Origin of the sequence: Rhodoferax lacus, from assembly GCF_003415675.1 — a bacterium.
GTDB classification, from domain to species: Bacteria; Pseudomonadota; Gammaproteobacteria; order Burkholderiales; family Burkholderiaceae_C; genus Allorhodoferax; species Allorhodoferax lacus.
In genome coordinates, this window is record NZ_QFZK01000002.1 from 507622 (window position 1) to 534266 (window position 26645).

25 protein-coding genes and 1 tRNA gene are annotated in these 26645 nt (G+C 60.8%); 19 read left to right on the forward strand and 7 right to left on the reverse strand.

Going from position 1 to position 26645, the window contains the following annotated elements; translation table 11 throughout:
• Genes DIC66_RS05985 through bcsB form a run of 3 tightly spaced genes read right to left on the reverse strand, consistent with a single transcriptional unit; the run spans window position 1 to window position 5833 of the window.
• Window positions 1–2424 (reverse strand): cellulose synthase subunit BcsC-related outer membrane protein, encoded by a 2424-nt coding sequence (locus DIC66_RS05985; protein ID WP_117175002.1) that lies wholly within the window; start codon window positions 2422–2424, stop codon window positions 1–3.
• Window positions 2421–3575 (reverse strand): cellulose synthase complex periplasmic endoglucanase BcsZ, encoded by a 1155-nt coding sequence (bcsZ, locus tag DIC66_RS05990; RefSeq protein ID WP_233505796.1) that lies wholly within the window; start codon window positions 3573–3575, stop codon window positions 2421–2423. Before bcsZ ends, DIC66_RS05985 begins: the two co-directional genes overlap by 4 nt.
• Window positions 3576–3583: 8 nt before the next feature.
• Window positions 3584–5833, reverse strand: a complete 2250-nt coding sequence (bcsB, locus tag DIC66_RS05995; RefSeq protein WP_233505797.1) for a cellulose biosynthesis cyclic di-GMP-binding regulatory protein BcsB — start codon at window positions 5831–5833, stop codon at window positions 3584–3586.
• A 362-nt stretch (window positions 5834–6195) separates the two neighbouring features.
• Between bcsB and DIC66_RS06000 the strand changes: the two genes are divergently transcribed.
• Entirely contained in the window at window positions 6196–6573 is a 378-nt protein-coding gene (locus tag DIC66_RS06000; RefSeq protein ID WP_117175143.1) for a hypothetical protein, read from the forward strand.
• 7 nt (window positions 6574–6580) lie between these two features.
• Here DIC66_RS06000 and DIC66_RS06005 read toward each other — a convergent pair whose 3' ends face one another.
• A complete protein-coding gene (locus DIC66_RS06005) occupies window positions 6581–7372 on the reverse strand; it encodes a hypothetical protein (RefSeq protein WP_117175008.1) in 792 nt (263 codons plus the stop codon).
• 225 nt (window positions 7373–7597) lie between these two features.
• On the opposite strand from DIC66_RS06005, the gene DIC66_RS06010 reads away from it, so the two are divergent.
• A complete protein-coding gene (locus DIC66_RS06010; RefSeq protein WP_117175010.1) occupies window positions 7598–8443 on the forward strand; it encodes a creatininase family protein in 846 nt (281 codons plus the stop codon).
• A 24-nt stretch (window positions 8444–8467) separates the two neighbouring features.
• Window positions 8468–9718 carry a YncE family protein gene (locus DIC66_RS06015; protein ID WP_117175012.1) on the forward strand — a complete coding sequence of 417 codons (1251 nt, stop codon included), beginning with the start codon at window positions 8468–8470 and terminating at the stop codon, window positions 9716–9718.
• Here the strand turns inward: DIC66_RS06015 and ybiB are convergent.
• Complete coding sequence (gene ybiB, locus DIC66_RS06020; protein WP_117175014.1) at window positions 9689–10615, reverse strand: DNA-binding protein YbiB; 927 nt, start codon at window positions 10613–10615, stop codon at window positions 9689–9691. The two genes, DIC66_RS06015 and ybiB, sit on opposite strands and share 30 nt — an antisense overlap.
• Window positions 10616–10782: 167 nt before the next feature.
• Between ybiB and DIC66_RS06025 the strand changes: the two genes are divergently transcribed.
• Complete coding sequence (locus tag DIC66_RS06025; protein WP_147321248.1) at window positions 10783–11169, forward strand: hypothetical protein; 387 nt, start codon at window positions 10783–10785, stop codon at window positions 11167–11169.
• On the opposite strand, the gene DIC66_RS06030 is transcribed toward DIC66_RS06025, so the two are convergent.
• Window positions 11166–11906 (reverse strand): GNAT family N-acetyltransferase, encoded by a 741-nt coding sequence (locus DIC66_RS06030; protein WP_117175018.1) that lies wholly within the window; start codon window positions 11904–11906, stop codon window positions 11166–11168. The genes DIC66_RS06025 and DIC66_RS06030 overlap by 4 nt on opposite strands.
• 25 nt (window positions 11907–11931) lie before the next feature.
• On the opposite strand from DIC66_RS06030, the gene tsaD reads away from it, so the two are divergent.
• A complete protein-coding gene (gene tsaD / locus DIC66_RS06035) occupies window positions 11932–13011 on the forward strand; it encodes a tRNA (adenosine(37)-N6)-threonylcarbamoyltransferase complex transferase subunit TsaD (protein WP_117175020.1) in 1080 nt (359 codons plus the stop codon).
• A gap of 7 nt (window positions 13012–13018) precedes the next feature.
• On the opposite strand, the gene DIC66_RS06040 is transcribed toward tsaD, so the two are convergent.
• Window positions 13019–13396 carry an Hsp20/alpha crystallin family protein gene (locus DIC66_RS06040; protein ID WP_117175022.1) on the reverse strand — a complete coding sequence of 126 codons (378 nt, stop codon included), beginning with the start codon at window positions 13394–13396 and terminating at the stop codon, window positions 13019–13021.
• Between the two features lie 342 nt (window positions 13397–13738).
• On the opposite strand from DIC66_RS06040, the gene rpsO reads away from it, so the two are divergent.
• The 14 genes from rpsO to nuoH all read left to right on the forward strand — a co-directional run bounded on the left by rpsO (window position 13739) and on the right by nuoH (window position 26634).
• Window positions 13739–14005: a 30S ribosomal protein S15 gene (rpsO, locus tag DIC66_RS06045; RefSeq protein ID WP_117175024.1), complete on the forward strand. Its 267-nt coding sequence runs from the start codon at window positions 13739–13741 to the stop codon at window positions 14003–14005.
• A gap of 214 nt (window positions 14006–14219) precedes the next feature.
• Complete coding sequence (gene pnp, locus DIC66_RS06050; RefSeq protein WP_117175145.1) at window positions 14220–16337, forward strand: polyribonucleotide nucleotidyltransferase; 2118 nt, start codon at window positions 14220–14222, stop codon at window positions 16335–16337.
• A gap of 70 nt (window positions 16338–16407) precedes the next feature.
• On the forward strand, window positions 16408–17427 hold the full coding sequence (locus DIC66_RS06055; RefSeq protein WP_117175026.1) for an NAD(P)H-quinone oxidoreductase: 1020 nt from the start codon (window positions 16408–16410) through the stop codon (window positions 17425–17427).
• The gene (gene tpiA, locus DIC66_RS06060; protein ID WP_117175028.1) at window positions 17424–18167 is read left to right on the forward strand and encodes a triose-phosphate isomerase; all 744 of its coding nucleotides are present in this window, start codon (window positions 17424–17426) and stop codon (window positions 18165–18167) included. Before DIC66_RS06055 ends, tpiA begins: the two co-directional genes overlap by 4 nt.
• 37 nt (window positions 18168–18204) lie before the next feature.
• The gene (gene secG / locus DIC66_RS06065; protein ID WP_117175030.1) at window positions 18205–18561 is read left to right on the forward strand and encodes a preprotein translocase subunit SecG; all 357 of its coding nucleotides are present in this window, start codon (window positions 18205–18207) and stop codon (window positions 18559–18561) included.
• Window positions 18562–18666: 105 nt separating this feature from the next.
• A tRNA-Leu gene (locus DIC66_RS06070) sits at window positions 18667–18751 on the forward strand.
• Window positions 18752–18815: 64 nt separating this feature from the next.
• Window positions 18816–19175, forward strand: a complete 360-nt coding sequence (locus DIC66_RS06075) for an NADH-quinone oxidoreductase subunit A (RefSeq protein WP_117175032.1) — start codon at window positions 18816–18818, stop codon at window positions 19173–19175.
• A gap of 4 nt (window positions 19176–19179) precedes the next feature.
• Window positions 19180–19659, forward strand: a complete 480-nt coding sequence (locus DIC66_RS06080; protein ID WP_117175034.1) for a NuoB/complex I 20 kDa subunit family protein — start codon at window positions 19180–19182, stop codon at window positions 19657–19659.
• A 9-nt stretch (window positions 19660–19668) separates the two neighbouring features.
• Window positions 19669–20277 (forward strand): NADH-quinone oxidoreductase subunit C, encoded by a 609-nt coding sequence (locus tag DIC66_RS06085; RefSeq protein ID WP_117175036.1) that lies wholly within the window; start codon window positions 19669–19671, stop codon window positions 20275–20277.
• A gap of 2 nt (window positions 20278–20279) precedes the next feature.
• Window positions 20280–21533, forward strand: coding sequence for an NADH-quinone oxidoreductase subunit D (locus DIC66_RS06090; protein WP_117175038.1), 1254 nt, complete (start codon window positions 20280–20282; stop codon window positions 21531–21533).
• On the forward strand, window positions 21530–22021 hold the full coding sequence (gene nuoE, locus DIC66_RS06095) for an NADH-quinone oxidoreductase subunit NuoE (protein WP_117175040.1): 492 nt from the start codon (window positions 21530–21532) through the stop codon (window positions 22019–22021). The genes DIC66_RS06090 and nuoE overlap by 4 nt, the downstream gene beginning before the upstream one ends.
• The gene (nuoF, locus tag DIC66_RS06100) at window positions 22018–23403 is read left to right on the forward strand and encodes an NADH-quinone oxidoreductase subunit NuoF (protein WP_117175042.1); all 1386 of its coding nucleotides are present in this window, start codon (window positions 22018–22020) and stop codon (window positions 23401–23403) included. The genes nuoE and nuoF overlap by 4 nt, the downstream gene beginning before the upstream one ends.
• Before the next feature lie 13 nt (window positions 23404–23416).
• Window positions 23417–25561, forward strand: a complete 2145-nt coding sequence (gene nuoG / locus DIC66_RS06105) for an NADH-quinone oxidoreductase subunit NuoG (protein WP_117175044.1) — start codon at window positions 23417–23419, stop codon at window positions 25559–25561.
• Window positions 25558–26634, forward strand: a complete 1077-nt coding sequence (gene nuoH, locus DIC66_RS06110) for an NADH-quinone oxidoreductase subunit NuoH (protein ID WP_117175046.1) — start codon at window positions 25558–25560, stop codon at window positions 26632–26634. The genes nuoG and nuoH overlap by 4 nt, the downstream gene beginning before the upstream one ends.
• Window positions 26635–26645 lie beyond the last annotated feature (11 nt).

Sequence of the window (26645 nt, forward strand, 5' to 3'; positions counted from 1 at the left end):
CTAAAACTGTGAATACGCCTGAACCGGCCGCGGGCGTTGCACGGTGGTCTGGCGCACCGGGTCGAAGGCGTAGCGGGCGTAGAACAGCAGGTTCAAGGGGGTGTAGTAGTCGGACACCTCGTGCTCCAACCTGCCACCAATGGCCAGGTGGGGCGTGACCTGGTATTCGGCCGCGCCACTGACCGACCAGCCGGTGCCGGTGCTGCTGCTGGCGTCGTAGCGCGGGTTGCCTGCGCGCTGCTGCATGGCCGCATCACCCGGGTAGTAATCGGTGGCGTTGCTGGAGCTGCTGGAGGCCGACACCGAGGCTTTTACCAGCCAGCGCAAGGGGCCCGTGTGGCCACTCCATTCCACGGGGAATGCCAGCGTCACGTTGCGCTGTGGGCTGTAGTAGCCGCCATGCCCCCAGGTGTAGCCGGAGAGGTCTTTGTCGTGCTGCAGGCCCGAGAGTGCCACGCCGATGTTGACGGTTTGCTCCGCACTGCGCCAGACATCGCGGTCGGCTGCCAGGCGCCATTTCAGGCGGCTGTTGTCGGCCACGTTGAGCCCCGTCAGCATGGCCAGGCTGGCGCTGGCCGATGTGCTGAATGGCCCCAGTTCGGTGGACACGCGCCCACCCACACCGGTGGCCACCACGCCGCCCCAGACGGCCCCGGTCTGCGGGTCCTGGGTGCCTGCATACGACAGCAGCGTGCCAGTCAGGGGACGGCGCGACAGCTCGGCGCTGTAGGCAACATTGCCGATGTCGCCGCCATAGCGCAGTCCGCCCACCCAGTTGCGCACCGCAAAGCCTACGCCCGTTTCGCCCAGGTCCCAGCGCAAGTCTTCACCCACATAGCCCAGGCCCACATTGACCCCATCGGCCCGTTGCGCCAGGCCGCGGGTGATCAGCTCGGTGCCAGGCTGGGCAAAGGCATCGCCCCCGGCATAGCTGCCAGCGTCCAGTTGCACCTGGTCAGCATGAATGAACAGATTGCCGTCATAGCCCCAAGGCAGCCAGGCGACGACGGGGCGCTCCCAGCCGCGCAGGCTGCCCAGGCCTTCGGTGGAATTCTTCTCCAGCGTTTCCTGGCCGACTTCTACCCAGGCCTGGCGGCGGGCTTCGATGGCACGGATGTCGCGCTCCAGTGCGTCTTGCGCGTCTGCTGTGCTTGGGCTACCCGCCTGCACCGATGCCAGCGCGTTTTGCCGTGCCTGTTGGAACAGGCCCAGGGCCTCGCCATAGCGGCCTTCGCTGCGCTTCTGGCGTGCGCTTTGCAGCAGGGTGTTGCTTGCTTGCGCCCGCAAGGCCACATTGAGCCGCTGCTCCAGTGCCTGCATGCCCGCGCTGCGTTCGGCTACCGGAATGCGCTGCAGGTCGGCCAGTGCGGCCGCATCGTCATCCAGGGATGCCAGCAGCAGGGCGTGGGCATAGCGCATGTCGGTGTCGGCGGGCGCACGGGCCACACCCTCATCCGACACGCTGCGTGCCTGCTCGGGCAACTGCAAGCGTGCGTACAAGCGGGCCAGGTCATAGCGCAGCCAGGCGTCGTCGGGGGTTTCCTGCAGGGCTTGCTCCAGCAGGCGCAGCGCCGGGCTCAGGCGTTCGGCTTTGAGCTCCCCATCGGCCTGGGCCCGCAGGCTGTCGGCGCGCGCTGCGGCCAGGGCGGACGCGGATGCTGGGGCTGCTTCGGGTGTAGCTGGTACTTCGGGTGCTGCGGGTGCAAGGGGTGCCGGTTGTAGGGCCGACTCGGCCTGCTGCGCGGTGACCACTTCGGGCCGGAGCGCCAAGGCCAACGCGGCTGGGGTGATCGGCGCGCGCGCGGACGCTGACGATGACGTTGGCGCGGTCTTGGCAGCCGCTTTGGTTGCGGTGCTCCTGGTATCAAGCAGTGGGCGCGTCAACGCGGGTGTCTGTGCCACCTGCGGGGAGCCCTTGGCACCACGGCCGGTGATGCGGGCAATTTCCTGCCCCAAGGCACCGTAGCGTGGCGGTCCAGCGGGAAACAGTTCGAGCGCCAGCACGGCGGCGTCTGCGGTGCGCCCGGCGCGGGCCATCAGGCGCATGCGGGCCAGCTTCTCACGTTGCAGGGTGTAGATCTGGACCAACTGCTCCAGTTCACGGGTAGCGGGGTGCAGGGGCTGGCGCGTTTGCAGGGTGGCCAGAATTTTACGGGCCTCATCCAACTTGTTTTCGCGCAGTGCCAGGTCACCCAGAAAGGCCAGCCCTTCGGGAGAGTCGGGCTCCATGGCCAGCAGTTTGTCCAGCTTTTGGCGGGCAATGTCGGTGCGATTCTTGTCGCTCCAGCGCTGCGCACTGCCCAGCAGCTCGGCGCGCAGCGCAGTGGGCGCCCCATCGGCCCATGACCACTGAGAATGTGCGGCCAGCAACAGGCAGGCCAGGCTCAGCTTGCCAATGGGTTTGTGTGCCTGTGCCGGGTTCATGGCTGGCTCCAGCGTGGCAGCAGGCTGCCATCGGCGGCGTAGCGGTAGTAGCCGTCCATCCAGCCCAGGGCAAACAGCGTCAGTGCCTGCTCGTAGTAGGCGTCGGGCTGCGGGGGCAGGCCCTTGAGCCTTGCCCGTTGCGATTGCAGGGCCGCAGTGTCCTGTTGGGCCTGCAAGAAAGGCAGCAGCGCAGCTGAAAAGCCGGGCGGACCAGCACGCTTGGCCTGCCCGCTCAGGATGTCTATGGATTCCGGTGGCTCGCCGGTTTCACGCACATGGCGGGCCATGGGCTGCAGGGCCTTGAGCAGCTCGGTCCGCCCGGGTGCGTCCGCATGCAATGTGCCAGCCCACAGGTACACGCGGATGGCGTTGTAGCTGCCCTGGCTTGTATCGGCGTCTTCGCCATCAGCAACAAAGCCGGAACCTGCTGCATAAACCGTCCAGTCGGCGGCAAAGCCTTTGGGGGCTGAGGCCAGGGTGAGCTTTTGGGCACTTGCTGCCAGCGCCTTCCAGGCAGCGGCCGGTTCGGCATGGCGGGTGAGCCATTGCATGAGCTGTGGCGGGCAATAGCTGGCGTTGAGCCGCCAGCGGCCCTGGCCCAGCGCAAAGCCCTGGGGGCCGGGTAGAAGCGTCAGGCCCAAGCCCGGCAGCTCCGCTGTTTCTTCGCGCAACACGCGCGCGCTGACCAGGCGCGACAGCGCGCTGTAGCGGCGCTCATTCCACAGCCGACCAGCTTCGCCCAAAGCGTAGGCCAGCCAGAGATCGGCATCCGAGGCCGGGTTGCGGTCCAGCACGCCCCACGCACCGTGGTCTTGCCGACCCCACTGCCAGGCTGGCAAATGCGCGGACAGGTCACCCTGGCACAGGTTGTCTTCGGTCCAGCGCAGCAGGCGCTCAAAACCATAGCGGTCGTTGGAGACCAGGGCAAAGAACAGGGCGTAGGCCTGGGCCTCCGAGACGGTGTGGCTGCGCTCGCTGTTGCTGTCCACCACGCGGCCATCGGCGCTTACGAACTGGCGCGCGAAGGTGTTCCAGGCTGGCCAGGTGCCAGTGGAGATGGCCGTGGGTGAAGTGGCATGGGCCCGGCCGTGCAGGCCCATCAGGCCGGCACTGCAGCAGACCAGGGCGCCCATGGCGTGGCGGCGCTGCATGGCAGGTCTCATGCCTGTGGGTTAAGGCGCCGCCGCGCCATGGAACGCAGGCCGACGAACACGATAAAGCTCAGCAGCAAGCCGGTGGCAATGCCCACCAGGGCCAGCAGCGTGGGGTGGCTGTGCAGGGCAAACCAGAGCTTGCGCCACCAGGGCAGGTCACCCACGTAATACACCGGGTTGATGCGAAAGCTCTCCACGGCGTCTGCGCGCAGCAGGCTGAGGTCACCGCGCATGGACTGCACCTTGGCCGGGTCGGTCAGGGCATTGGCAATGGTTTGCAGGCTGGCCGTGTCGGTGGCGGTCAGGACCACCACCGTGCGATCGGCGTCCAGCGGAGACTGCAGTCCGGCAATGGCGGCCAGTGGCCCTTTGCCTTCCAGAATGGCCTTGCCACCTGCGGAAGCCAGGCGCCTTTCGTTGTCGATGCTGAAGAAGTCCATCACATTGCCCAGCGCGCGGTCCAGGGGGCGGATGGAGCGCGTGCCCTTGTCGATCAGGGCTGGCAGGTTGTGGCCCCACCGGGCCAGCAGGCCGTCGCTGTCGGCGTGCGCCACCACCAGCAGGTCGGTGCCCCGGGCCTGCTCCCAGTCAGCGGCCTTCAACAGCTTGAAACGCGTGCCTGCCAGGCCGGTGCTGGCACCCAGACGGCCCAAGGCGGTGAGATACAGCTCCACATCCGCCACCGTGGTGTCGTTGGGCAGGATGACCGAGGTTTGTGCCAGGTCTGCGTATTTGGTAAACGGGAAGCCGCTGTTGCCATAGGCGGCCATGCTGGGCATGGCCAGGTAGTGGTAGAAGCCGGTGAGGTCGATGGTGGACTGCGGGTCCACGGCGGCGCGCATTTCGGGCGGCTGCACGGTGCGGCAGCGGCCCAGGTCGGTGGGCGGAATCTGGAAGGCGAATTGCAGCTGGTTGTCACCGCCGATCAGGAAGGCCGGAATTTTGTAATCCGTCTTGGCTTGCACGCTGCTGTCATCGAACAAGGGCAGCAAGATGTTGCTGGCCACGGTGTTGGCGTCTTCGCTGGAGGCCAGCGCATACGATTTGATGAACTGGTCGTTGATCGACAGGTCCAGCGTACCTTGGTTGGACAGGACGGTGGGCGTGTAACGGTACTGCAGGTTCATGGGCACGCCCCCGGCATTCCAGGTGAAGAGATCGGGCGCCATCTGGGTGTTGACGCGGATGACGTCGTTGAGCACCGTTCCGCGAATCTGCAGGTCGGCCGCGTTGGGCACCAGTTCGCCCAGTTGCACCGGACGCTTGGTGCTGATCCAGCGCGGAGCGTCATAGGCTTCGCGCGGCGCGGTCGGCTCCAGCAGGTTCACCGCCATGCTGTCGCCGCTGAGGGCAGCGCGTCCGCTGGCCAGCACCTCGGCGGCTTGCTGTACCTGGGCATCGTCCTGGCCCAGCACCAGCAGGAGCTTGGCGCCGGGCAGGGTCGGGTGGGCCAGCATGGTCAGCGTGGGTTTGCTGACCGGGGGCAGGTCTTTCAGGAAGGCTGGACGGTTCTGGTTGCTGGCCAGGACGATGGCGTGGCGGTCCGGCAGGCTGTTCTCCACCACCTGGAAGCGGGTGCCGCGGTAAGACGACAGCATGCCCATCCAGGTGGCCACCGAGCCTGCCGCCTTGAGCAGTCCGGTGGACGGGTGGGCGCCGTAGACAAACTGCAACTGGAGTTGCCGGTTGTCACGCGGGTCGAAGAAGGGCGCGGGCAGCAGGGCCAGATCGCTCTTGAGTGGCAATTGGCGCAGGCCCAGGTCCAGGTAGCTGTCGTTGCTGATGCTGGCCCACAGGCTGGTGTGGTTGGGGGCTTCGCACTCCAGCGTGTAGTGGCCTATGAGCTGAAAGCGCAGGCGGTTGAAGTCGGCAAAGTAGCGCGGGTCAATCGCAAGATCAGCAGACTGCTGCGCGCCCAGCTTGTCTTTTTCCACGGCCACGGTTTGCAGCACTTCGTCGTTGAAATAGACCTTGAGGTGGGACACGCCCGGCAACAGGGCCGGTGACAGGGTAAAGATCAGGTGCAGGCGCGCAGATTCCACCACTTCGTCCAGCCGCACCCCCATGCCGGCGCTGGCGCTGCCTTCAATGCCACGCAGGGAGAGGGGCCGCGAAATGCCCATGGCCTTGAGGCTGATGCGCTGCTGGCGCAAGGGCAACTGGTTTAGGGCGGCTTTGGTAGAGAGGGCGGCGGCGGGGATGGCGCTTGGTGCAGCAGACAGGGCGACAGGGCGGGGTTTGCCAAGGGGCGTCAAGTGGCTTTGAGCCAATGCGTGCGGCATGGAGGTGAGGCACGCGCACAAAACGGCCATTCCAACCCGCGCAAATCTGTTCTTCGTGTCTTGCATTTTTTATCTTGTCTTGTGACCGCAAGGGTGTGCTTCCAAAAAGCGCCACGCAAGTTGCGAATCAGGAGATCGCTCCATATTTATCTAGTTGGACCCCTGTTTATATCAACATTTGCCTATTTATTTGAATTTAATTTGGATTAAAGATGAGCCGAAGGTGTTGCTTCTGGCACTTGGCAGGCATTCTGCAAAACATTGCGCATTTTCCGCTTTTCCATTTTTTTGGTCTATTCTGGGCGGCTGATCCATCCCGGAAGAAGGAGGTTTGCATGTCCAAAGACACGGCAATTCAGGTGCGTTGGTTAGGCGATGTGGAAGAGCATGACTACCCTGCGGCGGAGTCGTACCTGCATCTGTTGCATACCGAAGATGTTGCGCATGCCATAGTCCAGCGCCTGCGCGGGGCTTCGCTCAAGCAGTTCAAGGCCAAGGATATTTTTCGGGCTTCCCAACTGCCTTTGCTGGCCGCAGGCAATTCCCACGTGCAAAAGGACAGCAAGAAGATCAGTGACGGGGTGTTGTTGTCACCGCTGCTCTTGCTCAGGGATGAGGCGCAGGGGAGGGTGGTAATTGCTGACGGCTACCACCGGCTGTGCGCGGTTTATGCAGTGGATGAGGATGCGCTCATCCACTGCAAAATCGTCTGAATGTCAGTTATTTGCTGTGGCCGCTTTTGCCACCGTGACCGCCTTGGCCACCATTGCCACCCTGACCACCAGCGGATGCATGGGATTCGCCCTTGGATGTGGTTTTTGACTCACCCTTGGCTTCGCCGTGTTCTGCGCCATTGCTGGAAACGTGGAATTCCCGTGACGTCACTCCGGCGGCAGCCAGCGCAGCGCGGTCTGCCTTGAGCGCCTGAATGGCAGCAGTCAGGGCCGCTTTGTCGGCGGCCACTGCCGTAGACGCCGAGATGGCTGCAGCGCTGTCTGTGGCGAGTGTTTTTTTGGTGGCTGCCAGTGCGGCTTTGTCAGCAGCGATGGCGCTGGTGTTGCCTGCAGCCAGGTCAGCCTTCAGCTTGGCTTCAGCGGAGTCAACCGCAGCTTTGTCTGCGGTAATGGTGGCGGTGTTCAGGGCGGCCACCACATCGGCCTTGAGTTGCGCTTGGTCGGCTTTTACCGTCAACTTGTCTGCTGCCAGAAATGATTTGGCAGCTGTCTCCAGTGCCTGTTGATCTGTCTTGAGTTGTGTCTTGGCAGCTTGCAGCGCGGCTAGGTCCGCCGCGGTGTCCTTCGAGGCAGCCCTATCGGCCTCGTATTGGGCTTGGGCAGCCTTGAGTGCGCTCAGGTCGCTGGCGACGAGGGCCTGTGCAGCACTGACCTCAGCGGGAACTGTCACCGCGTTCGTTGTTGTTGGCGTCGTGGTGGTGGTGGTTTGTGCCTGAGCACCTGCGAAGGCCAGGGCCAGAATGGCAGCAGTGACAGCTGAGCGTTGGTATTTGTTCATGCGGGAGTCTCACAATAGTGTTGTCAAAGCCGGGATTTTGAGCGCCAGTCTGTGTCTGCAGTGTTAACTGGCCGGCGTCATTTGCAACGAGTTGTGCGTGCATTTGCTGGTCCGCCGGCTTATTGTGACGGTGCTTGATTTGACGCAAGCGGGGTCACTTCTGGTCGGTCGGGTCACGGGCATGCGGCCACGTAAAATGCCGACTCATCCTCTTCCACTGTCCACATGGCCTATCGCGTCAACATTTCCTTTAACACGTTCACCCGCTTTTTGGTATTTTGTGCTTTGGTTCATTTCGGGGTCGCAGTTGCAGGGGGCCGTCCCAATTCGGTCTATCTGGAAGACCTGACTTCCTTCGAGTTGCGAACAGCTGTGGCAGATGGGCACACCACAGTGCTCGTGCCCATAGGAGGCACCGAGCAGAATGGCCCCCACATGGCGCTAGGCAAACACAACACACGTGTGAAAGCGCTGGCGGGACAAATTGCACAAAAGTTGGGCAATGCCATTGTGGCTCCCGTGTTGGCCTATGTGCCAGAAGGTGCCATCTTCCCACCCGTTGCGCATATGCGCTTCAGCGGCACGATCTCGATATCGGAAGCAACCTTTGAATCTCTGCTGGAATCTACGGCCAGGAGTTTCAAGCAGCACGGTTTTCACGACGTGGTGTTCCTCGGGGACCATGGCGGCTACCAGAAGAGTGAAGTGCGAGCCGCCGACAAGATCAACAAGGAATGGGCTGCCGACAGTCGCTTCCGTGCCCTGGCTTTGACGGCCTATTACGAGGCATCCCAGGGGCCCTATATTCAGGCCTTGCGCAGCAAGGGATTCTCCGATGCCGAGATTGGTACCCATGCCGGCTTGGCTGATACATCACTGATGTTGGCCATAGACAAGGCATTGGTGCGAACTGACTTGCTGGCGGAGGGCGCCAAAACCGGACCCGGCGACGGTGTTTACGGTGATCCCAGAAAATCTTCGGCGGATCTGGGGCAGTTGGGTGTTCGCGCAATCGTGGACCGGTCTGTGCAAGCCATACAAGACGCTGTAAAACAGCATGCCATACGATAACTATTACAAGTAAGAGCTTTGAACATGAAATACAAAAAGACCAACGCGTTGGCCCAATGCATCCTGACACTGGCGGCTATGTCCAACTTGGGTGGTGCTTCGGCTGCTACCCCGGTTTCGACCAAACCGACAGTAAACACCGTGCCCGGCATGGCTGCGGTGGTGGACCCGGATAACCTCTATAGCGAGATACGCACCGGCCAGATGCTGCCCGCTGTCAAGGAAGATCTGGAGCGCGTTTACGTGCCCAATTTGCGCGGCAACAACGTGACCGTGATTGACCCGAACACGCTGAAGGTCGTGGACCGCTTTTCGGTGGGCCGTGCGCCGCAGCACATTGTTCCCTCGTGGGATATGCGAACACTCTGGGTTGCCAATAACGCCGAGCGTGGCAATGACGGCAGCCTGACCCCAGTGGATCCGCGCACGGGCAAGCCGGGCAAGGCGATTGCAGTGGATGACCCGTACAACGTGTATTTCACACCTGACGGACAGTCCACTATTGTGGTGGCCGAAGCCAAGCACAGACTGGATTTTCGCGATCCCAAGACGCTGAAGTTGCAGTATTCGATTGAAGCGCCCAAGTGCGGTGGCATCAACCATGGTGATTTTTCTATTGACGGTCGCTACGCTATCTTCACCTGCGAATTCGAAGGCAGTGTGGCCAAGATTGATATGGTGAACAAGACCCTGGTGGGCTACCTGAAACTGGAAATGCCAAAGACACGTTTCAAGGACAGCGTTAAATCGCCCAACCCGCTGGAGACCGAAATTTGCACTTCCAAGAAGGGCATGCCGCAGGACATTCGCATATCCCCCAATGGCAAGCTTTTCTATATTGCTGACATGGAAGCGGACGGTTTGCATCTGCTGGATGGTGATGCATTCAAGGAGGTGGGCTTTATTACCACGGGTGTGGCCGCTCATGGCCTGTACCCCAGCCGGGATGGCAAATTGCTGTATGTCGCCAACCGAGGATCGCACTCCATTCATGGCAAACGCAAGGGCCCCGGCAGTGTTACGGTGATTGACTTCGCGACCAACAAGGTTGTCTCCAACTGGCCTGTGCCCGGTGGTGGCAGCCCCGACATGGGTAATGTCAGCAATGATGGAAAATGGCTATGGCTCTCCGGCCGCTTTGATGATGTGGTGTACCGCTTCGACACCACGTCTGGCAAGGTGGATCAGGTACGCGTCGGCCTGGAGCCGCATGGTCTGGCTGTGTGGCCACAGCCCGGCCGTTACTCACTCGGGCATACCGGCAATTTTCGCTAGTCTGACAATTTGTTCCACCTGCATGGCAATCGGCTGCGGTGTGGGTAAGGTACCGTCCAGTACAGCCTGGATGTAACGCGCAGTGCTTTGCGCATCGCAGGGTGGCAAATCTGGCAGACTCGTCAGCGTGCCGCCTTGATGTTCCAGCTCTGACTCAAGCTGCCCATGTTGAATGCAGCGCATTTTTGGCATTCGACGCGGATCGGCAACGGCTTCGCCTTCAGTTCCGCGAATCAGCAAGGCGGTGGATTTCCTGAGGCACAGCACTTGTTCCATCGATACCGCATATTCCGGATGTGTGTAGCTGGTCACCAGGACTTGCGGGCCTTCACAAGGCTGCATCAATTTGACAAGGCTGTGTGCCGGATTGCGCAGGTTGACGACGCGACGCACGTCCAGCAGACGCTGCAACCCCGCGTGTAGCAGTGCGGTGGGATAGAACGCAACCTGTCCCTTGGCCAGTGGTTCAGCAGTGCTTTGAGCAGTAATGCCGAGAGCGCTCAAAACCTCGGATGCGCCTATGCGCTTGTCTTCGGTTGCTGTGCCGTGAATCAGCACGGGCAAGCCCTTGCGCGCCAACAGAAGCGCCAAGAGCGGTGTCAAAACCGGAAGCTTGCGCGCACCGTTGTAGCTGGGGATCACTACCGCGGCACAATCTGGGCCTGTAGGGGAAATCCGAACTGGCGTCAGTCGCTGATGCAAGGCTTCCAGAAAACCACACATTTCTTCAGGTGTTTCACCCTTGATGCGCATCGCAATGCAAAAGGCGCCTACCTCCAGATCAGTCACCGCACCGTCCAATATTTGGCCAAACATATCTGCCGCCTGGCTCTGAGAAAGCGCACGTGCGCCTTCCTTGCCGCGACCGATTTCCTTGATGAAGTGTCCTATTGCCATTGCTCAATTGTCCATCAATGAACAAGGAAGTGAAATGACTGCAGATGGACGTTGTTTGGGGCCTGTATTCATCATATTTTGATCAAGTTGTTTTTTGATGCAGTGGGCAAGATTGCACCATGTTTAACCGTGAGGCGGTCGCTGTCAAACGCACCGAAAAGTGGACCATGAACACTAAATCCAAATCACACCAACCTTTGCAAGTGGTGTTGGGAAGCCAAACCATCAAGGCGTTTGTCGCAGCACCTAAAGAGTTCAAAGTTTTGGGCATTGTTCGCATGGGCATGGAGTTTGGCCTATTGGCAACCACCGCAACAGGCAGCTACGTTCGTGTTAACGGTTCCACCGTCAAAGCACTCAGTACCGATGCCGTGGAAGATGCGATCCGCATTGCCCGCGCAACAGGTCGTGGTGAATCTTATGCAGCTTCCCGCTCTCATGCCGTGGTTGCGTCTCCCGCCGTTATCGTGCGCAAGCGCCGCCGTCATGTGCAGGTTCCCGAATTCCAGGCGGAACCTGCGGTGAACGCGTCGCACCACGCCGCAGCCGCCTAAATGGTCTTGCGCCAATAGTGATAGCGCCAAACGGCCTGGAAGCCCAGGCCTTGGTACAAATGAAGGGCAGGCGCGTTCCCTGCCTCCACTTGTAAAAAACAACGCTCCATTTTTCTGGTTTGTGCCTCTTGGCCCAGTGCAGCTATCAATGCGGTGGCATGGCCCTTTCCCCGTTCGCGCGCCACGGTGCGCATTCCATGCAAGCTGACCCACCCATGGCTAAATGCAGCCGTACCTGCGGCAATGGTTCCTGATGCATTGCTCAGACTGGCATACACCAGGCATTTGCTGCGGCTCAGGGCACGCACACGGTTGGCGCCGTCCACCACGTCAAAGTCCTCTGATAAATAAACCGATTCCCAAGCCTCCGTAGGGTTCGTGCTGAGCACTGCTGCGCATTCCGGAAAGGCTATAGGCCACTGACTCACCAATCCCGCAAGCGTCAGGGTGGGTTGTTGGGCGGTATAGCCCTTGCTCAGCAACTCTTGTCGCAAGGGCTCCAGACCAGGGACATCCGCAATACGGAATTGAGCCATCAGTCCGCGATCGGCATAGATCGTTTCAATGGTGGACACCAGGCCGCAGTGCACTTCGTCGTGGCGCAACGGCACCGCACTGATGGCGCGGCCCACCGTGCTCTGGTCGTAGGGCAGCAGCCAGCCGGGCAGGGCGCCCACTTCAGCCGGGGCCACTGCATCCAGCGTGGCCCGTTCCAGAGATTCAATATCGATGTCCATGGCCTTACTCTAAACTCTGCGCCCTATGGTGCAAAAGTTGTTGGTGTTGGGAATTGAATCGTCATGCGACGAGACCGGCGTGGCCTTGGTGGAGTGCGAGGCCGCAACCGGCTCGCCGGAGGTGCCGCGCCTGCTGGCACATGCCCTGTACAGCCAGATTGAAATGCACCAGGCTTTCGGCGGTGTAGTGCCTGAACTGGCCAGCCGTGACCACATCCGCCGGGTGCTGCCGCTGACACAGGAAGTCCTGACTGCTGCGGCCTGCACGCTGCAGGACATCGACGTGGTGGCCTACACGCGCGGCCCTGGCCTCGCAGGTGCCCTGCTGGTAGGTGCGGGTGTAGCCTGCGCCCTGGGTGCGGCGCTGGCGCGACCGGTGCTGGGCGTGCACCACCTGGAGGGCCATCTGCTGTCGCCCTTTCTGAGTGCCGACCCGCCGCAGTTTCCTTTTGTGGCCCTGCTGGTGTCTGGCGGCCACACGCAGCTGATGCGCGTGGACGGAGTCGGGCGCTATGCATTGCTGGGCGAGTCGATTGACGATGCGGCTGGTGAAGCCTTTGACAAGTCGGCCAAGCTGATGGGCCTGGCCTACCCTGGCGGGCCCCTGTTGGCGCGCATGGCCGAGGCAGGCAACCCCAAGGCCTATGCCTTGCCCAGGCCGCTGCTGCACAGTGGCAATCTGGATTTTTCCTTTGCGGGTTTGAAGACGGCGGTGCTGGTGCAGTCGCAGAAGATGCTTGCGGCCGATGGGGTGGCCCATTTTGAAGCCTTGCCCCGCTCACAGCAGTGCGATCTGGCGGCGTCCACCCAAGCAGCCATCGTGGACGTGCTGGTTAAAAAGTCCATGACGGCTCTGAAGGAGACTGGGCTCAATCGATTGGTGGTGGCGGGAGGCGTGGGCGCCAACCGGCATTTGCGCAGCGAACTCAATGCGGCCAGTGCCAAGCGCAATATCCGGGTCCATTACCCGGAGCTGCATTTGTGCACCGACAACGGTGCCATGATTGCCTTGGCCGCCGGTATGCGCCTGCAAAGCGGGCAGCAGCAGGCCAGCATGGCATACGCCTTCGACGTCAAACCACGCTGGCCCCTGGATACCCTGTAAGCGCCCCTTACTGGACCGTGATTTCGGTGGCGTTGCTGACGGGCACCTTTTTCGTCAGCTTGAGCGTGAGTACACCGTTTTCCAGCTTGGCTTCGCTCAAGCCCGCGTCAATGTCCTGTGGCAACTCGTAAGCCGCGCGGTACTGGCGCTCTGCGCCCTCGCGGCTGCTGATGCGCACAACAGCGCCTTCGATGGAAATGGCCAATTGCTCGCGGGCAATGCCGGGCATGTCCAGCTTCAAATGAAAGGCGCTCTCGTCCTGCTGGTACTGGGTGGACGTCTTGCTGGTCTCGCTGTGCGCTTCGCTCAGGAAACGCTCCAGAGCACGGCCGCTGTGGGCGTAGACATTGCGGCGCAGGGCAGGGTGGGTGCTGGCAAATAACATGGGTAACTCCTGGTACAAGGTGTACGTGGCGCGCCGCTCACCATGAGCGCCGCATGCTTCCAAACTGCGACCGTCCCCAGCGAATTCAAGTAAATTCCCGCATCTTTATTGTTGCGCGATTGGCCTTGAAAACAGGGTCGGCACCGCTATCTGGCGTGCCCGCAGGCCTGGGTTGCAGCGCATGCCGCAAGGCAGGCGGCGGGATGCAGTCGTGCACTCAGCTATAATCTGCGGGCTTTGCACAATGCAAGGCGCACGTTCGGAGCAGTTCCAGCACCGCACGCAAGTTCATCAACCGGGACAGCCCTCTGCAAAGAGCGGTGCCCACACAGGAAAAAAAACATGATCGCATCCAGCATCAAAGCCACTGTTGTCAAAGACAACGCCCGCAGCGTCGGTGATACCGGTTCCCCCGAAGTGCAAGTTGCACTGTTGACCGCCCGTATTAACGAACTCACTCCCCACTTCAAGACCCACGCCAAAGACCACCACGGTCGCCGCGGTCTGTTGCGCATGGTGAGCCGTCGCCGCAAGCTGCTCGACTACCTGAAGAGCCGTGACGCTGACCGTTACACCGCGCTGATCGCCAAGCTGGGCCTGCGCAAGTAAGGGATCACAAGATAAGTGAGGCGCCTGAGTTAGGTCACTAGCTCAGGCGTTTTTTACTTCGGAGACAGCAAAAGCAGAGCGAAGCTGTGTCATTCCAGCGTCATTTGACGCAAGTGCCGCTGGAATGGCATCGTGGACTGCGAGCTTGAATCCGGGTCTGGGCGAGGTGACCTGTACCTCCCATTTCATTTCCGAAATCAATGGAGAAAAGCATATGACGATGTTCAAAAAAGTAAGCAAAACCTTCCAATGGGGCCAGCACACGGTCACCATGGAAACCGGCGAAATCGCCCGTCAGTCCACCGGCGCTGTGCTGCTGGACATGGACGGCACCGTGGTGCTGGCCACCGTGGTTGCCAAGACCGAAGGCAAGGCCGGTCAGGACTTCTTCCCCCTGACGGTGGACTACCTCGAAAAGACCTACGCTGCGGGCAAGATCCCCGGCAGCTTCTTCAAGCGCGAAGGCCGCCCCAGCGAGTTTGAAACCCTGACCAGCCGCCTGATCGACCGCCCCATCCGCCCCCTGTTCCCCGAAGGCTTCTTCAACGAAGTGCACGTCGTTGTGCATACCGTGTCCCTGAATCCCGAAGTGGATGCCGACATTGCCGCCATGATTGCCGTCAGCGCTGCGCTCTCGGTCTCTGGCGTGCCGTTCAGCGGCCCCATCGGTGCGGCCCGCGTGGGCTACGTCAACGGTGAGTACGTGCTCAACCCCGGCCAGACCGCCCGCAAGGATTCGGTGCTGGATCTGGTGGTGGCAGGTACCGAAGCCGCTGTGCTGATGGTGGAGTCGGAAGCCAAGCAACTGTCCGAAGAAGTCATGCTCGGTGCCGTGGTTTACGGTCACCAGCAGGGCAATATCGCCATCAACGCCATCCACGAACTCGTGCGTGACGCTGGCAAGCCGCTGTGGGACTGGAAAGCCCCCGCCAAGGACCAGGCCCTGATCGCCAAGATCGACGGCTTGGCCAAGGACAAGCTGGTTGCTGCCTACCAGATCCGCAACAAGCAAGCCCGCACCCAGGCCTGCCGCGCAGCCTACTCCGAAGTCATGGCCGCCCTGAAGGCCGATGGCGCATCGTTCGACTCCGTGGCCATTGAAGGCCTGCTGTTCGAGATCGAAGCCAAGATCGTGCGCAGCCAGATTCTGGCCGGTGAGCCCCGCATTGACGGCCGCGATACACGCACCGTGCGCCCCATCGAAATCCGCAACGGCGTGCTGCCCCGCACCCACGGTTCTGCCCTGTTCACACGCGGCGAAACCCAGGCTCTGGTGGTCACGACCCTGGGCACCGAGCGCGATGCACAGCGTATTGACGCACTGTCTGGCGAGTACGAAGACCGCTTCATGCTCCACTACAACATGCCTCCCTTCGCCACCGGCGAAACCGGTCGTGTGGGAACGCCTAAGCGCCGTGAAATCGGCCACGGCCGTCTGGCCAAGCGCGCACTGATCGCCTGCCTGCCCGACAAGGACGCCTTCCCTTACACCATGCGTGTGGTGTCGGAAATCACCGAGTCCAATGGTTCCTCTTCCATGGCTTCGGTCTGCGGCGGCTGCCTGTCCCTGATGGACGCCGGTGTGCCCATGAAGGCGCACGTGGCTGGTATTGCCATGGGCCTGATCAAGGAAGACAACCGCTTTGCCGTGCTGACCGACATCCTGGGTGATGAAGACCACCTGGGCGACATGGACTTCAAGGTTGCCGGTACCACCAACGGCATTACCGCGCTGCAGATGGACATCAAGATCCAGGGCATTACCAAGGAAATCATGCAAGTCGCTTTGGCCCAGGCCAAGGAAGCCCGCATGCACATTCTGGGCAAGATGCAGGAAGCCATGTCGGAAGCCAAGACCGAAGTGTCCAATTTCGCTCCGCGTCTGTTCACCATGAAGATCAACCCCGAGAAGATCCGTGACGTGATCGGCAAGGGCGGCTCCGTGATCCGTGCGCTGACCGAAGAAACCGGCACCCAGATCAACATCGAGGAAGACGGCACCATCACCATCGCTTCTGCTGATCCCGCCAAGGCCGAAGAAGCCAAGCGCCGCATCGAGCAGATCACCGCTGAAGTGGAAATTGGCAAGGTCTACGAAGGCCCGGTCACCAAGATTCTGGACTTCGGCGCCCTGATCAACCTGCTGCCCGGCAAGGACGGACTGCTGCACATCAGCCAGATCGCCCATGAGCGCGTGGAGAAGGTTTCCGACTACCTGTCCGAAGGCCAGATCGTCAAGGTCAAGGTCATGGAAACCGATGAGAAGGGCCGCATCAAGCTGTCCATGAAGGCCCTGCTGGACCGTCCTTCGCACGGCGACCACCAGGGTTAAGACGCAACAGCGTCAGGGCCCAAAGGCCATCTGCGACCTGTGCGCAGATGGCCTTTAACCCTCAAGCTCCATGCACGTTATTGAAATTGCATCTTTCGGCCCTCCGGACGTCCTGCGTCTGGCAGAGCGCCCCATGCCGATCGCTGGTGCGGGCGAGGTGTGCCTGCGCGTCCGTGCCAGCGGTGTCAACCGCCCGGACGTGCTGCAGCGGGCCGGGCATTACCCGGCGCCTGCTGGCGCATCCGACATCCCCGGTCTGGAAGTGGCAGGCAGCATCGTCAGCGGTGATGCACAGGCCATGCAAGCTGCGGGTTTGCAACTGGGCGACCGTGTGTGCGCACTGGTGGCGGGTGGCGGCTATGCCGAGTATTGCGTGGCGCCCGTGGCCCAGTGCCTGCCAGTGCCCAAGGGCTTGAGTGACGTGGAGGCTGCCAGCCTGCCAGAGACTTTTTTCACCGTCTGGAGCAATGTGTTTGACCGCGGCCGTCTGGCCGCTGGTGAAACGCTGTTGGTGCAGGGCGGAACGAGCGGCATTGGCGTGACGGCCATCCAGTTGGCCAAGGCCCTGGGTGCCAAGGTGATCGCCACCGCAGGCAGCGATGCCAAGTGCGATGCCATACGCGCACTGGGTGCCGACCACGCCATCAACTACAAGACCCAGGACTTCGAAGCAGAAGTCAAGCGCCTGACCGATGGCCGGGGAGTGGATGTGGTGCTGGACATGGTGGCTGGTGATTACGTGGCGCGCGAGCTCAACTGCCTGGCAGAAGATGGCCGTCTGGTCATCATTGCGGTGCAGGGCGGCGTCAAGAGCGAGATCAATGCCGGGCTGGTGATGCGCAAGCGCCTCACGGTGACTGGCTCCACGCTTCGTGTGCGGACGGTGGCCTTCAAGCAGGCGATTGCACAGGCCTGCTTGGCCAGGGTCTGGCCGCTGCTGGAAGCCGGGCGCATCAAGCCTGTGATTCATACGGTATTTGATGCAATAGACCCATCGCAGGCAACGGGAAGCGGTGCCTCTGCGGCGCACACCTTGATGGAGTCCAACCAGCATGTGGGCAAAATTGTTTTGAATTGGGGAACAGCATGAAGAAAAAACTGATCGCCGGTAATTGGAAAATGAACGGAACGGCTGCATCCAATGCGGCCCTGCTCAAGGCCTTGCTGGACCAGTCTGCGGGCTGGAACTGTCTGGTGGCCGTGTGTGTGCCCGCCGTCTACATGGCGCAGGTGCAGGGCATTGTGGAAGGCACCGGCATTGCGTTGGGCTCCCAGGACGTATCGGCTTACGAGTCAGGTGCCTACACCGGTGAAATCTCGGCCGCCATGCTGAAAGACTTCGGCACGCGTTACGCCATCGTGGGCCATTCGGAGCGCCGCCAGTACCACGGCGAAACCGATGCCATCGTGGCCACTAAAGCCACACGCGCCCTGGCCGCGGGCATCACTCCCATCGTGTGTGTAGGCGAAACACTGGCTGAGCGCGAGTCTGGACGCACCGAAGAGGTAGTCAAGCGCCAACTGGCAGCGGTGATCCATGCCAACGGCCACTGCATCAGCGAGATTGTGGTTGCCTACGAGCCCGTCTGGGCCATTGGCACCGGCAAAACCGCCACGCCTGAGATGGCACAGCAGGTGCATGCGGTGCTGCGTGCCCAATTGCAGGCTGCCAGCGAACACGCCGACCGCGTGCACATTTTGTACGGCGGCAGCATGAATGCCGCCAATGCCGAGCAACTGCTGGCCCAGCCCGATATCGATGGCGGCCTGGTGGGCGGTGCTGCCCTCAAGGCGGCCGATTTTTTATCCATCATTGCCGCGGCCAAATAAGGCTGTCAGCAAGCATTTCACGATTTAGGAGAGAAGTATGAGCGTAGTGGTTACTATTATTTTGACGGTTCAGATGTTGTCGGCCCTGGCCATGATTGGCTTGATTCTGGTGCAGCACGGCAAAGGTGCAGACATGGGCGCGGCCTTTGGCAGCGGTGGCTCCGGCAGCCTGTTTGGCGCCAGCGGCAGTGCCAACTTTCTCTCGCGCACCACCGCCGTGCTGGCCACGGTTTTCTTTGTCTGCACGCTGGCTTTGGCCTATTTTGGCAACCTGCGTCCCAGCAGTTCCGGCAGCGTTTTGGAGTCGGCCGCAGCCGTGGCACCTGCTGCCAGTGCAGCCCCTGCCGCACCGGCTGCTCCCGCCTCTGGCGCGGCCCAAATTCCCGCCAAGTAATTCGCATCCCCCTAGGAGAAGCGGGGGGAATTCAGGGTAAACTCTAGGCCTGCTGGATGAGCAAAAGCCGCAAGGTTCCTCATGCAAATTCGGCAAGTAAAAGCCGCCGTCGTGGTGAAATTGGTAGACACGCTATCTTGAGGTGGTAGTGGCGAAAGCTGTGCGAGTTCGAGTCTCGCCGACGGCACCAAACAATTTGGCTTGAACCGGAGTTTTGTCCGCGTGAAGTCAGTTAACGGTGATTAGATCCAAAGATGAACCTAGATCAGTATCTTCCCGTCCTCATGTTCATCTTGGTCGGCATTGGTGTCGGCGTAGCCCCTCAGGTGATCGGCTACATCCTCGGCCCCAATCGCCCGGACGCGGCAAAAAACTCCCCTTATGAATGCGGCTTCGAGGCGTTTGAAGACGCCCGCATGAAGTTTGACGTGCGCTACTACCTGGTGGCCATCCTGTTTATTCTGTTCGATCTGGAAACTGCTTTCCTGTTTCCCTGGGCAGTCACGCTCAAGGAAACTGGCTTGATGGGTTTTCTGATTGGTCTGGAATTTGTGGGTGTATTGACCATCGGTTTTGTCTATATGTGGAAAAAGGGCGCCCTCGATTGGGAGTAAACAGATGATTGAAGGTGTACTCAAAGAAGGTTTCGTCACCACGAGCTACGACTCAGTGATGAATTGGGCCAAAACCGGCTCCGTCTGGCCCATGACCTTTGGCCTCGCTTGCTGCGCTGTGGAGATGATGCACGCAGCCTGCGCCCGGTATGACATCAGCCGCTTTGGTGCGGAGGTGTTTCGCGCCAGTCCGCGCCAGTCCGATCTGATGATTGTGGCGGGTACGCTGACCAACAAGATGGCGCCGGCCTTTCGCAAGGTCTATGACCAGATGTCCGAGCCGCGCTGGGTGCTCAGCATGGGCTCCTGCGCCAATGGTGGTGGCTACTACCACTACAGTTACTCTGTGGTGCGCGGCTGTGACCGCATCGTTCCTGTTGATGTGTATGTGCCGGGGTGTCCTCCCACTGCGGAAGCGCTGATCTACGGCATCATGCAACTGCAACTCAAAATCCGTCGCACCCAGACCATTGCACGGGCCTAAAGGAAGAGCATGACAACATATTCCGTGCGCCCTGAGGCGACCCGTGATGCCGTGCTGGCCGCGTTGGGTGCCAAGGTTCAAAATATTTCGATTGCACTGGGCGAAGTCACAGTCGTTGTGGCTGCTGCAGACTACCTAGTGGCTGCCCAATTGCTGCGGGACTCTGTCGGTTGCCAGTTTGAGCAACTCATCGATCTGTGCGGCGTTGACTATTCCGAGTACAAGAATGGTGACTACACCGGGCTGCGTTTTTGCGCGGTGTCGCACTTGCTGTCGGTTTCACTCAACCAGCGTCTGCGCCTGAAGGTGTTTGCGCCCGATGATGGCATGCCCATCGTGGCCTCGGTCTCCAAGCTCTGGTCCTCGGCCAACTGGTTTGAGCGGGAAGCTTTTGACTTGTATGGCATCGTCTTTGAAGGCCATGAAGACCTGCGGCGCATTCTCACTGACTACGGCTTTATTGGTCACCCCTTCCGCAAGGACTTTCCCGCAGAAGGCCATGTGGAAATGCGTTATGACGCCGAGCAGGCGCGTGTGGTGTACCAGCCCGTCACCATCGAAGCGCGTGAAATCACACCACGTGTGATTCGCGAAGACAAATACGGCGGGACACAGTAACCATGGCCGAAATCAAAAACTACACCCTCAATTTCGGACCGCAACACCCGGCGGCACACGGCGTGCTGCGTCTGGTGCTGGAGCTCGACGGCGAAGTGATTCAGCGCGCTGACCCGCACATTGGTCTCTTGCACCGTGCCACCGAAAAGTTGGCCGAGACCAAAACCTATATCCAGTCTCTGCCCTACATGGACCGTCTCGACTACGTGTCCATGATGAGCAATGAGCACGCCTACTGCCTGGCGATTGAAAAGCTGTTGGGCATTGAAGTGCCGATCCGCGCGCAATACATCCGTGTGATGTTTGCCGAGATCACACGCTTGCTGAACCACCTGATGTGGCTGGGCTCGCACGGCAATGACCTTGGCAGCTCCACCATCCTGATCTACACCTTCCGCGAGCGCGAAGACCTGTTTGACATGTACGAGGCCGTCAGCGGCGCGCGCATGCATGCAGCCTATTTCCGCCCGGGTGGTGTGTACCGCGACCTGCCGGAAACCATGCCGCAGTTCAAGGCCAGCAAGGTGCGCAATGCCAAGGGCATGGAAGAGCTCAACAGCAACCGCAAGGGTTCGCTGTTGGACTACATCACCGACTTCACCACGCGCTTCCCCGCGTGCCTGGCCGAATACCACACCCTGCTGACCGACAACCGTATCTGGAAACAGCGCACGGTGGACATCGGTATCGTCACGCCCGAGCGCGCCATGAACCTGGGCTTCACCGGCCCCATGTTGCGTGGCTCCGGTATTGCCTGGGATCTGCGCAAGAAGCAGCCCTACGAGGTCTATGACCAGCTGGACTTCGACATTCCCGTGGGCAGGACCGGCGACGTGTATGACCGTTACCTGGTTCGCATGGAAGAGATGAAACAGTCCAACGAACTGATCAAGCAGTGCGTAACCTGGCTGCGTGCCAACCCCGGCCCTGTCATTACCGACAACCACAAGGTGGCGCCTCCTTCGCGCGAGTCCATGAAGACCAGCATGGAAGAGCTGATTCACCACTTCAAGCTGTTCTCCGAAGGTTTTCGGGTGCCCGAAGGCGAAGCCTATGCGGCGGTGGAACATCCCAAGGGCGAGTTCGGCATTTACATCGTCAGCGATGGTGCCAACAAGCCCTACCGCCTGAAGATTCGCCCACCTGGCTTTGTGCACCTGTCAGGCCTCAACGAGCTGGCCAAAGGGCACATGATTGCCGACGCCGTTGCCGTGATCGGCACGATTGACATTGTTTTTGGAGAGATTGATCGATGATCTCCGACGCTACCAAAGCGCGCTTCGCCAAAGAAGTTGCCAAGTATCCGGCCGAGCAGGCCCAGTCGGCCGTGATGGCCTGTCTGTCCATCGTGCAGCAGGAGCTCGGCTATGTCAGCTCCGAGAGCGAAAAAGTCGTGGCCGACTTTCTTGGCATGGCGCCCATGGCCGTGCACGAAGTGACCAGCTTCTACAACATGTACAACCAGAAACCGGTTGGCAAGTTCAAGCTCAATGTCTGCACCAACTTGCCCTGCCAGTTGCGTGACGGCCAGAAGGCTCTGCACCACCTGGAACACAAGCTGGGCATCCACATGGGTGAAACTACGTCCGACGGCCTGTTCACCCTGCAGCAAAGCGAATGCCTGGGTGCCTGCGCCGATTCTCCCGTCCTGCTGGTCAACGACCGCAAGATGTGCAGCTTCATGTCGAATGACAAGCTGGACCAATTGGTTGACGGCATCCGTGCCGCGGAAGGCAAGGCATGAGCGCACAGGACATCATCGACCAGTTCGCCGCCACCGGCGTCCAGACCTGCTTCCATGACCGCCACATCAATCCGCAAATCTATGCCGGACTGAATGGCTCCAACTGGCGCCTCAAGGATTACGAATCGCGCGGCGGCTACCAGGCCTTGCGCAAGATTCTGGGCAAGGACGGCTCCGAGCCTAACGCTGAAACCGGCGTGGCCGGCATGACGCAAGACCAGGTCATCACCACCGTCAAAGAGTCGGCCCTGCGTGGCCGCGGCGGCGCGGGCTTCCCCACGGGCCTGAAGTGGAGCTTCATGCCCCGCAAGTTCCCCGGCCAGAAGTACCTGGTCTGCAATTCTGACGAAGGCGAGCCCGGCACCTGCAAGGACCGCGACATCCTGCAATTCAATCCGCATATCGTGATTGAAGGCATGATCATCGCAGCCTACGCCATGGGCGTGAGCGTGGGTTACAACTACATCCACGGTGAAATCTTTGCTTCTTATGACCGCTTCGAAGAAGCCCTCGAAGAGGCCCGCGCCGCCGGTTACCTCGGTGACAAGATCATGGGCAGCGAGTTCAACTTCCAGTTGCACGCAGCACATGGTTTTGGTGCCTACATCTGCGGCGAAGAAACCGCGCTGCTCGAGTCGCTCGAAGGCAAGAAGGGCCAGCCCCGCTTCAAGCCACCGTTCCCGGCCAGCTTTGGCATGTACGGCAAGCCCACCACCATCAACAACACCGAAACCTTTGCTGCTGTCCCCTGGATCATCCGCAACGGCTCGCAAGCCTATCTGGAATGCGGCAAGCCCAACAACGGCGGCACCAAGATCTATTCGGTCAGCGGTGACGTGGAGCTGCCCGGCAACTACGAAGTGCCCATGGGCACGCCGTTTGCCAAGCTGCTCGAGCTCGCCGGTGGCGTGCGCAAGGGCCGCACCCTGAAGGCTGTGATCCCTGGTGGATCGTCTTCGCCCGTGCTGCCCGCCTCCGTCATCATGGAATGCACCATGGACTATGACTCCATCTCCAAGGCTGGCTCCATGCTGGGCTCGGGCGCGGTCATCGTGATGGACGACAGCCGTTGCATGGTCAAGGCCCTGCAGCGCCTGAGCTACTTCTATGCCCACGAATCCTGTGGCCAGTGCACGCCCTGCCGCGAAGGCACAGGCTGGCTGTCCCGCGTGGTGGACCGCATTGAAGGCGGCACCGGCCGCGCGGCTGATCTGGACCTGCTGGACAACGTGGCAGAGAACATCATGGGCCGCACCATTTGTGCCCTGGGTGACGCAGCGGCCATGCCCGTGCGCGCCATGATCAAGCACTTCCGGCACGAATTTGTGCACCACGTTGAGCACAAGACCTGCATGGTCACGGCCAACGCCACCAACGTCTGACCGAGTCAAAAGCATGATTGAAATCGAACTCGACGGCAAAAAGGTTGAAATCTCTGAAGGCAGCATGGTGATGCATGCGGCCGACAAAGCTGGAACCTACATCCCCCATTTCTGTTACCACAAGAAGCTCAGCATTGCAGCCAACTGCCGCATGTGCCTGGTGGATGTGGAGAAGATGCCCAAGCCCATGCCCGCCTGTGCCACGCCTGTGACCCAGGGCATGATCGTGCGCACCAAGAGCGACAAGGCCATCAAGGCGCAGAAGTCGGTGATGGAGTTTTTGCTCATCAACCACCCGCTGGATTGCCCCATCTGCGACCAAGGCGGCGAATGCCAGCTGCAGGATCTGGCTGTGGGCTACGGCGGATCCACTTCGCGCTACGAAGAAGAAAAACGCGTCGTTTTCCACAAGGATGTGGGCCCGCTGATCTCCATGGAAGAAATGAGCCGCTGCATCCACTGCACGCGTTGCGTCCGTTTCGGCCAGGAAGTCGCCGGCGTGATGGAACTGGGCATGTCGCACCGCGGCGAACACGCCGAGATTGAAACCTTTGTCGGCCAGACTATCGACTCGGAACTCTCCGGCAACATGATCGACATCTGCCCGGTGGGCGCGCTTACCAGCAAGCCCTTCCGCTACAGCGCCCGCACCTGGGAGCTGTCGCGCCGCAAGTCGGTCAGCCCACACGATTCCACCGGCTCCAACCTGATCATCCAGGTCAAAAGCAACAAGGTGATGCGCGTGGTGCCGCTGGAAAACGAAGCCGTCAACGAATGCTGGATTGCAGACCGTGACCGTTTTTCCTACGAAGCCCTGGACAGTGCCGAACGCCTGACGGCGCCCATGCTCAAGCAGGGTGGCGAATGGAAGACGGTCGATTGGCAAACCGCCTTGGAATACGTGGCCAACGGCCTCAAGCAAATCAAGACCAACCACGGCGCCCAGTCCATCGGTGCGCTGGTGAGCCCGCACAGCACGCTCGAAGAGCTGCATCTGGCCGCTGCACTGGTGCGCGGTCTGGGCAGCGAAAACATTGACTACCGCCTGCGCAATGCCGAGTTCGAAACTTCGGACAAGGCACGTTACCTGGGCACTTCGATTGCATCGCTCACGCACCTGGAACGCGTGCTGGTCGTGGGCACCAACCTGCGCAAGGACCATCCGCTGTTTGCCCAACGCATTCGCCAAGCCGCCAAGATGGGCTGCCAGGTCAGTGCGCTCAATGCACAGTCGTTTGATTGGGCCCTGCCTGTGGCCAACGCTTTGAATGTGCCTGCCTCCAATTGGGTGCAAGCCCTGGCCGATATCGCTGCTGCCATTGCCGCTGAGAAGGGCGTTGCTGCACCCGCGGCGGGAAGCGCCAGTGAAGTGGCCCGGGCCATTGCTGTCAGCCTCCTGGGTGGCGAGCGCAAAGCCATTCTTCTGGGCAACGCGGCAGCCCACCATGCCAAGGCTTCCAGCCTGCTGGCACTGGCCAACTGGATTGCATCCGAGACCGGTGCCACCGTGGGTTACCTCACCGAGGCTGCCAACACCGTAGGTGCGCAAATCGCCGGTGCCCTGCCGGGCATGGATGGCTTGAACGCAGGGCAGATGCTGTCCGGCGGACTCAAGGCGGCCATTCTGCTGAACACCGAACCCGTTCTTGACAGCGCTGCCGGTGAGCAGGCTGCCATGGCCTTGGACAAGGCCGACATGGTGGTTACGCTCAGCCCCTTCAAGGCCAACATGGCCTTTAGCGATGTGTTGCTACCGATTGCACCGTTCACCGAAACGGCCGGAACCTTCGTCAATGCCGAAGGCCGCGTGCAGAGTTTCTTTGCGGTGGTGCGTCCCCTGGGTGAAGCCCGTCCGGCCTGGAAAGTGATGCGCGTGCTGGCCAATCTGCTGGGCCTGCCCGGTTTTGATTTCGAGTCTTCACAAGAGGTGCTCGCTGCGATGCACCGTGACAACGGTGGCGCGCCCGCGTTCGTTCCTGCAAGCCGCCTGGGCAATGCAACGACTGCGTCCATTGATGTGACCCCAGCCAATGGGGCGCCGGTTGTGGCATCGATTTATCAGCTCGACAGTCTGGTGCGCCGCTCGACCAGCCTGCAATTGACGGCCGATGGTCGCGGTGCTGCAACCCAGGCCGCAGGGCAGGAGGCATTGGCATGATTGACGCAATATTCAACGCAGGCGCAGGGCTGGTGAGCGACGCCTGGTGGGCAGCCCTGGTCTGGCCGGTGATCTGGACGCTGATCAAGATCGTCGTCGTGGTCCTGCCGCTGATGGGCGCTGTGGCCTACCTGACGCTGTGGGAGCGCAAGTTCCTGGGCTGGATGCAAGTGCGCCTAGGGCCGAATCGCGTGGGTCCTTGGGGGCTGCTGCAGCCCATCGCGGACGCCATGAAGCTGCTGACCAAGGAAATTCTGGTTCCTACCGCAGCCAACAAGGGCTTGTTTTTCATTGGTCCGGTGTTGACCATCATGCCGGCCATGGCCGCCTGGGCGGTTGTGCCCTTTGGCCCTGATGTGGCTCTGGCCAACGTGAATGCCGGTCTGCTGTATGTCATGGCTATCGCCTCGGTGGAAGTCTACGGCGTGGTGATTTCCGGTTGGGCTTCCAACTCCAAGTACGCCTTCCTGGGTGCCATCCGCGCCTCGGCACAGATGGTGAGCTACGAAATCGCCATGGGCTTCTGCCTGGTGGTGGTGCTCATGGTGTCGGGCAGTATGAACCTCACGGATATTGTGATGGGGCAGAGCAAAGGCACCATGGCGGACATGGGCTTGGGCGTTCTGTCCTGGAACTGGCTGCCGCTGCTGCCGATCTTTGTGATCTACATCATCTCCGGCCTGGCCGAAACCAACCGCCATCCTTTTGACGTGGTGGAAGGCGAGGCTGAAATTGTGGCCGGTCACATGGTTGAGTACTCGGGCATGTCCTACGCCATGTTCTACCTGGCGGAATACGCCAACATGTGGCTGATCTCCATCCTGGCAGCCACCCTGTTCCTGGGCGGCTGGCTGTCCCCGGTTGCTGCGCTGGACTTCATTCCCGGCTGGATCTGGCTGGGTGCCAAGACCTTCCTGGTGGTGAGCTTCTTCATCTGGGTGCGCGCCACATTCCCCCGCTTCCGCTATGACCAGGTGATGCGCCTGGGCTGGAAAGTGTTCATTCCCCTGACGCTGGTATGGCTGACGGTGGTGGGCATCTGGATGCAAACTCCCTTCAACATCTGGAAGTGAAGGAAGCCACT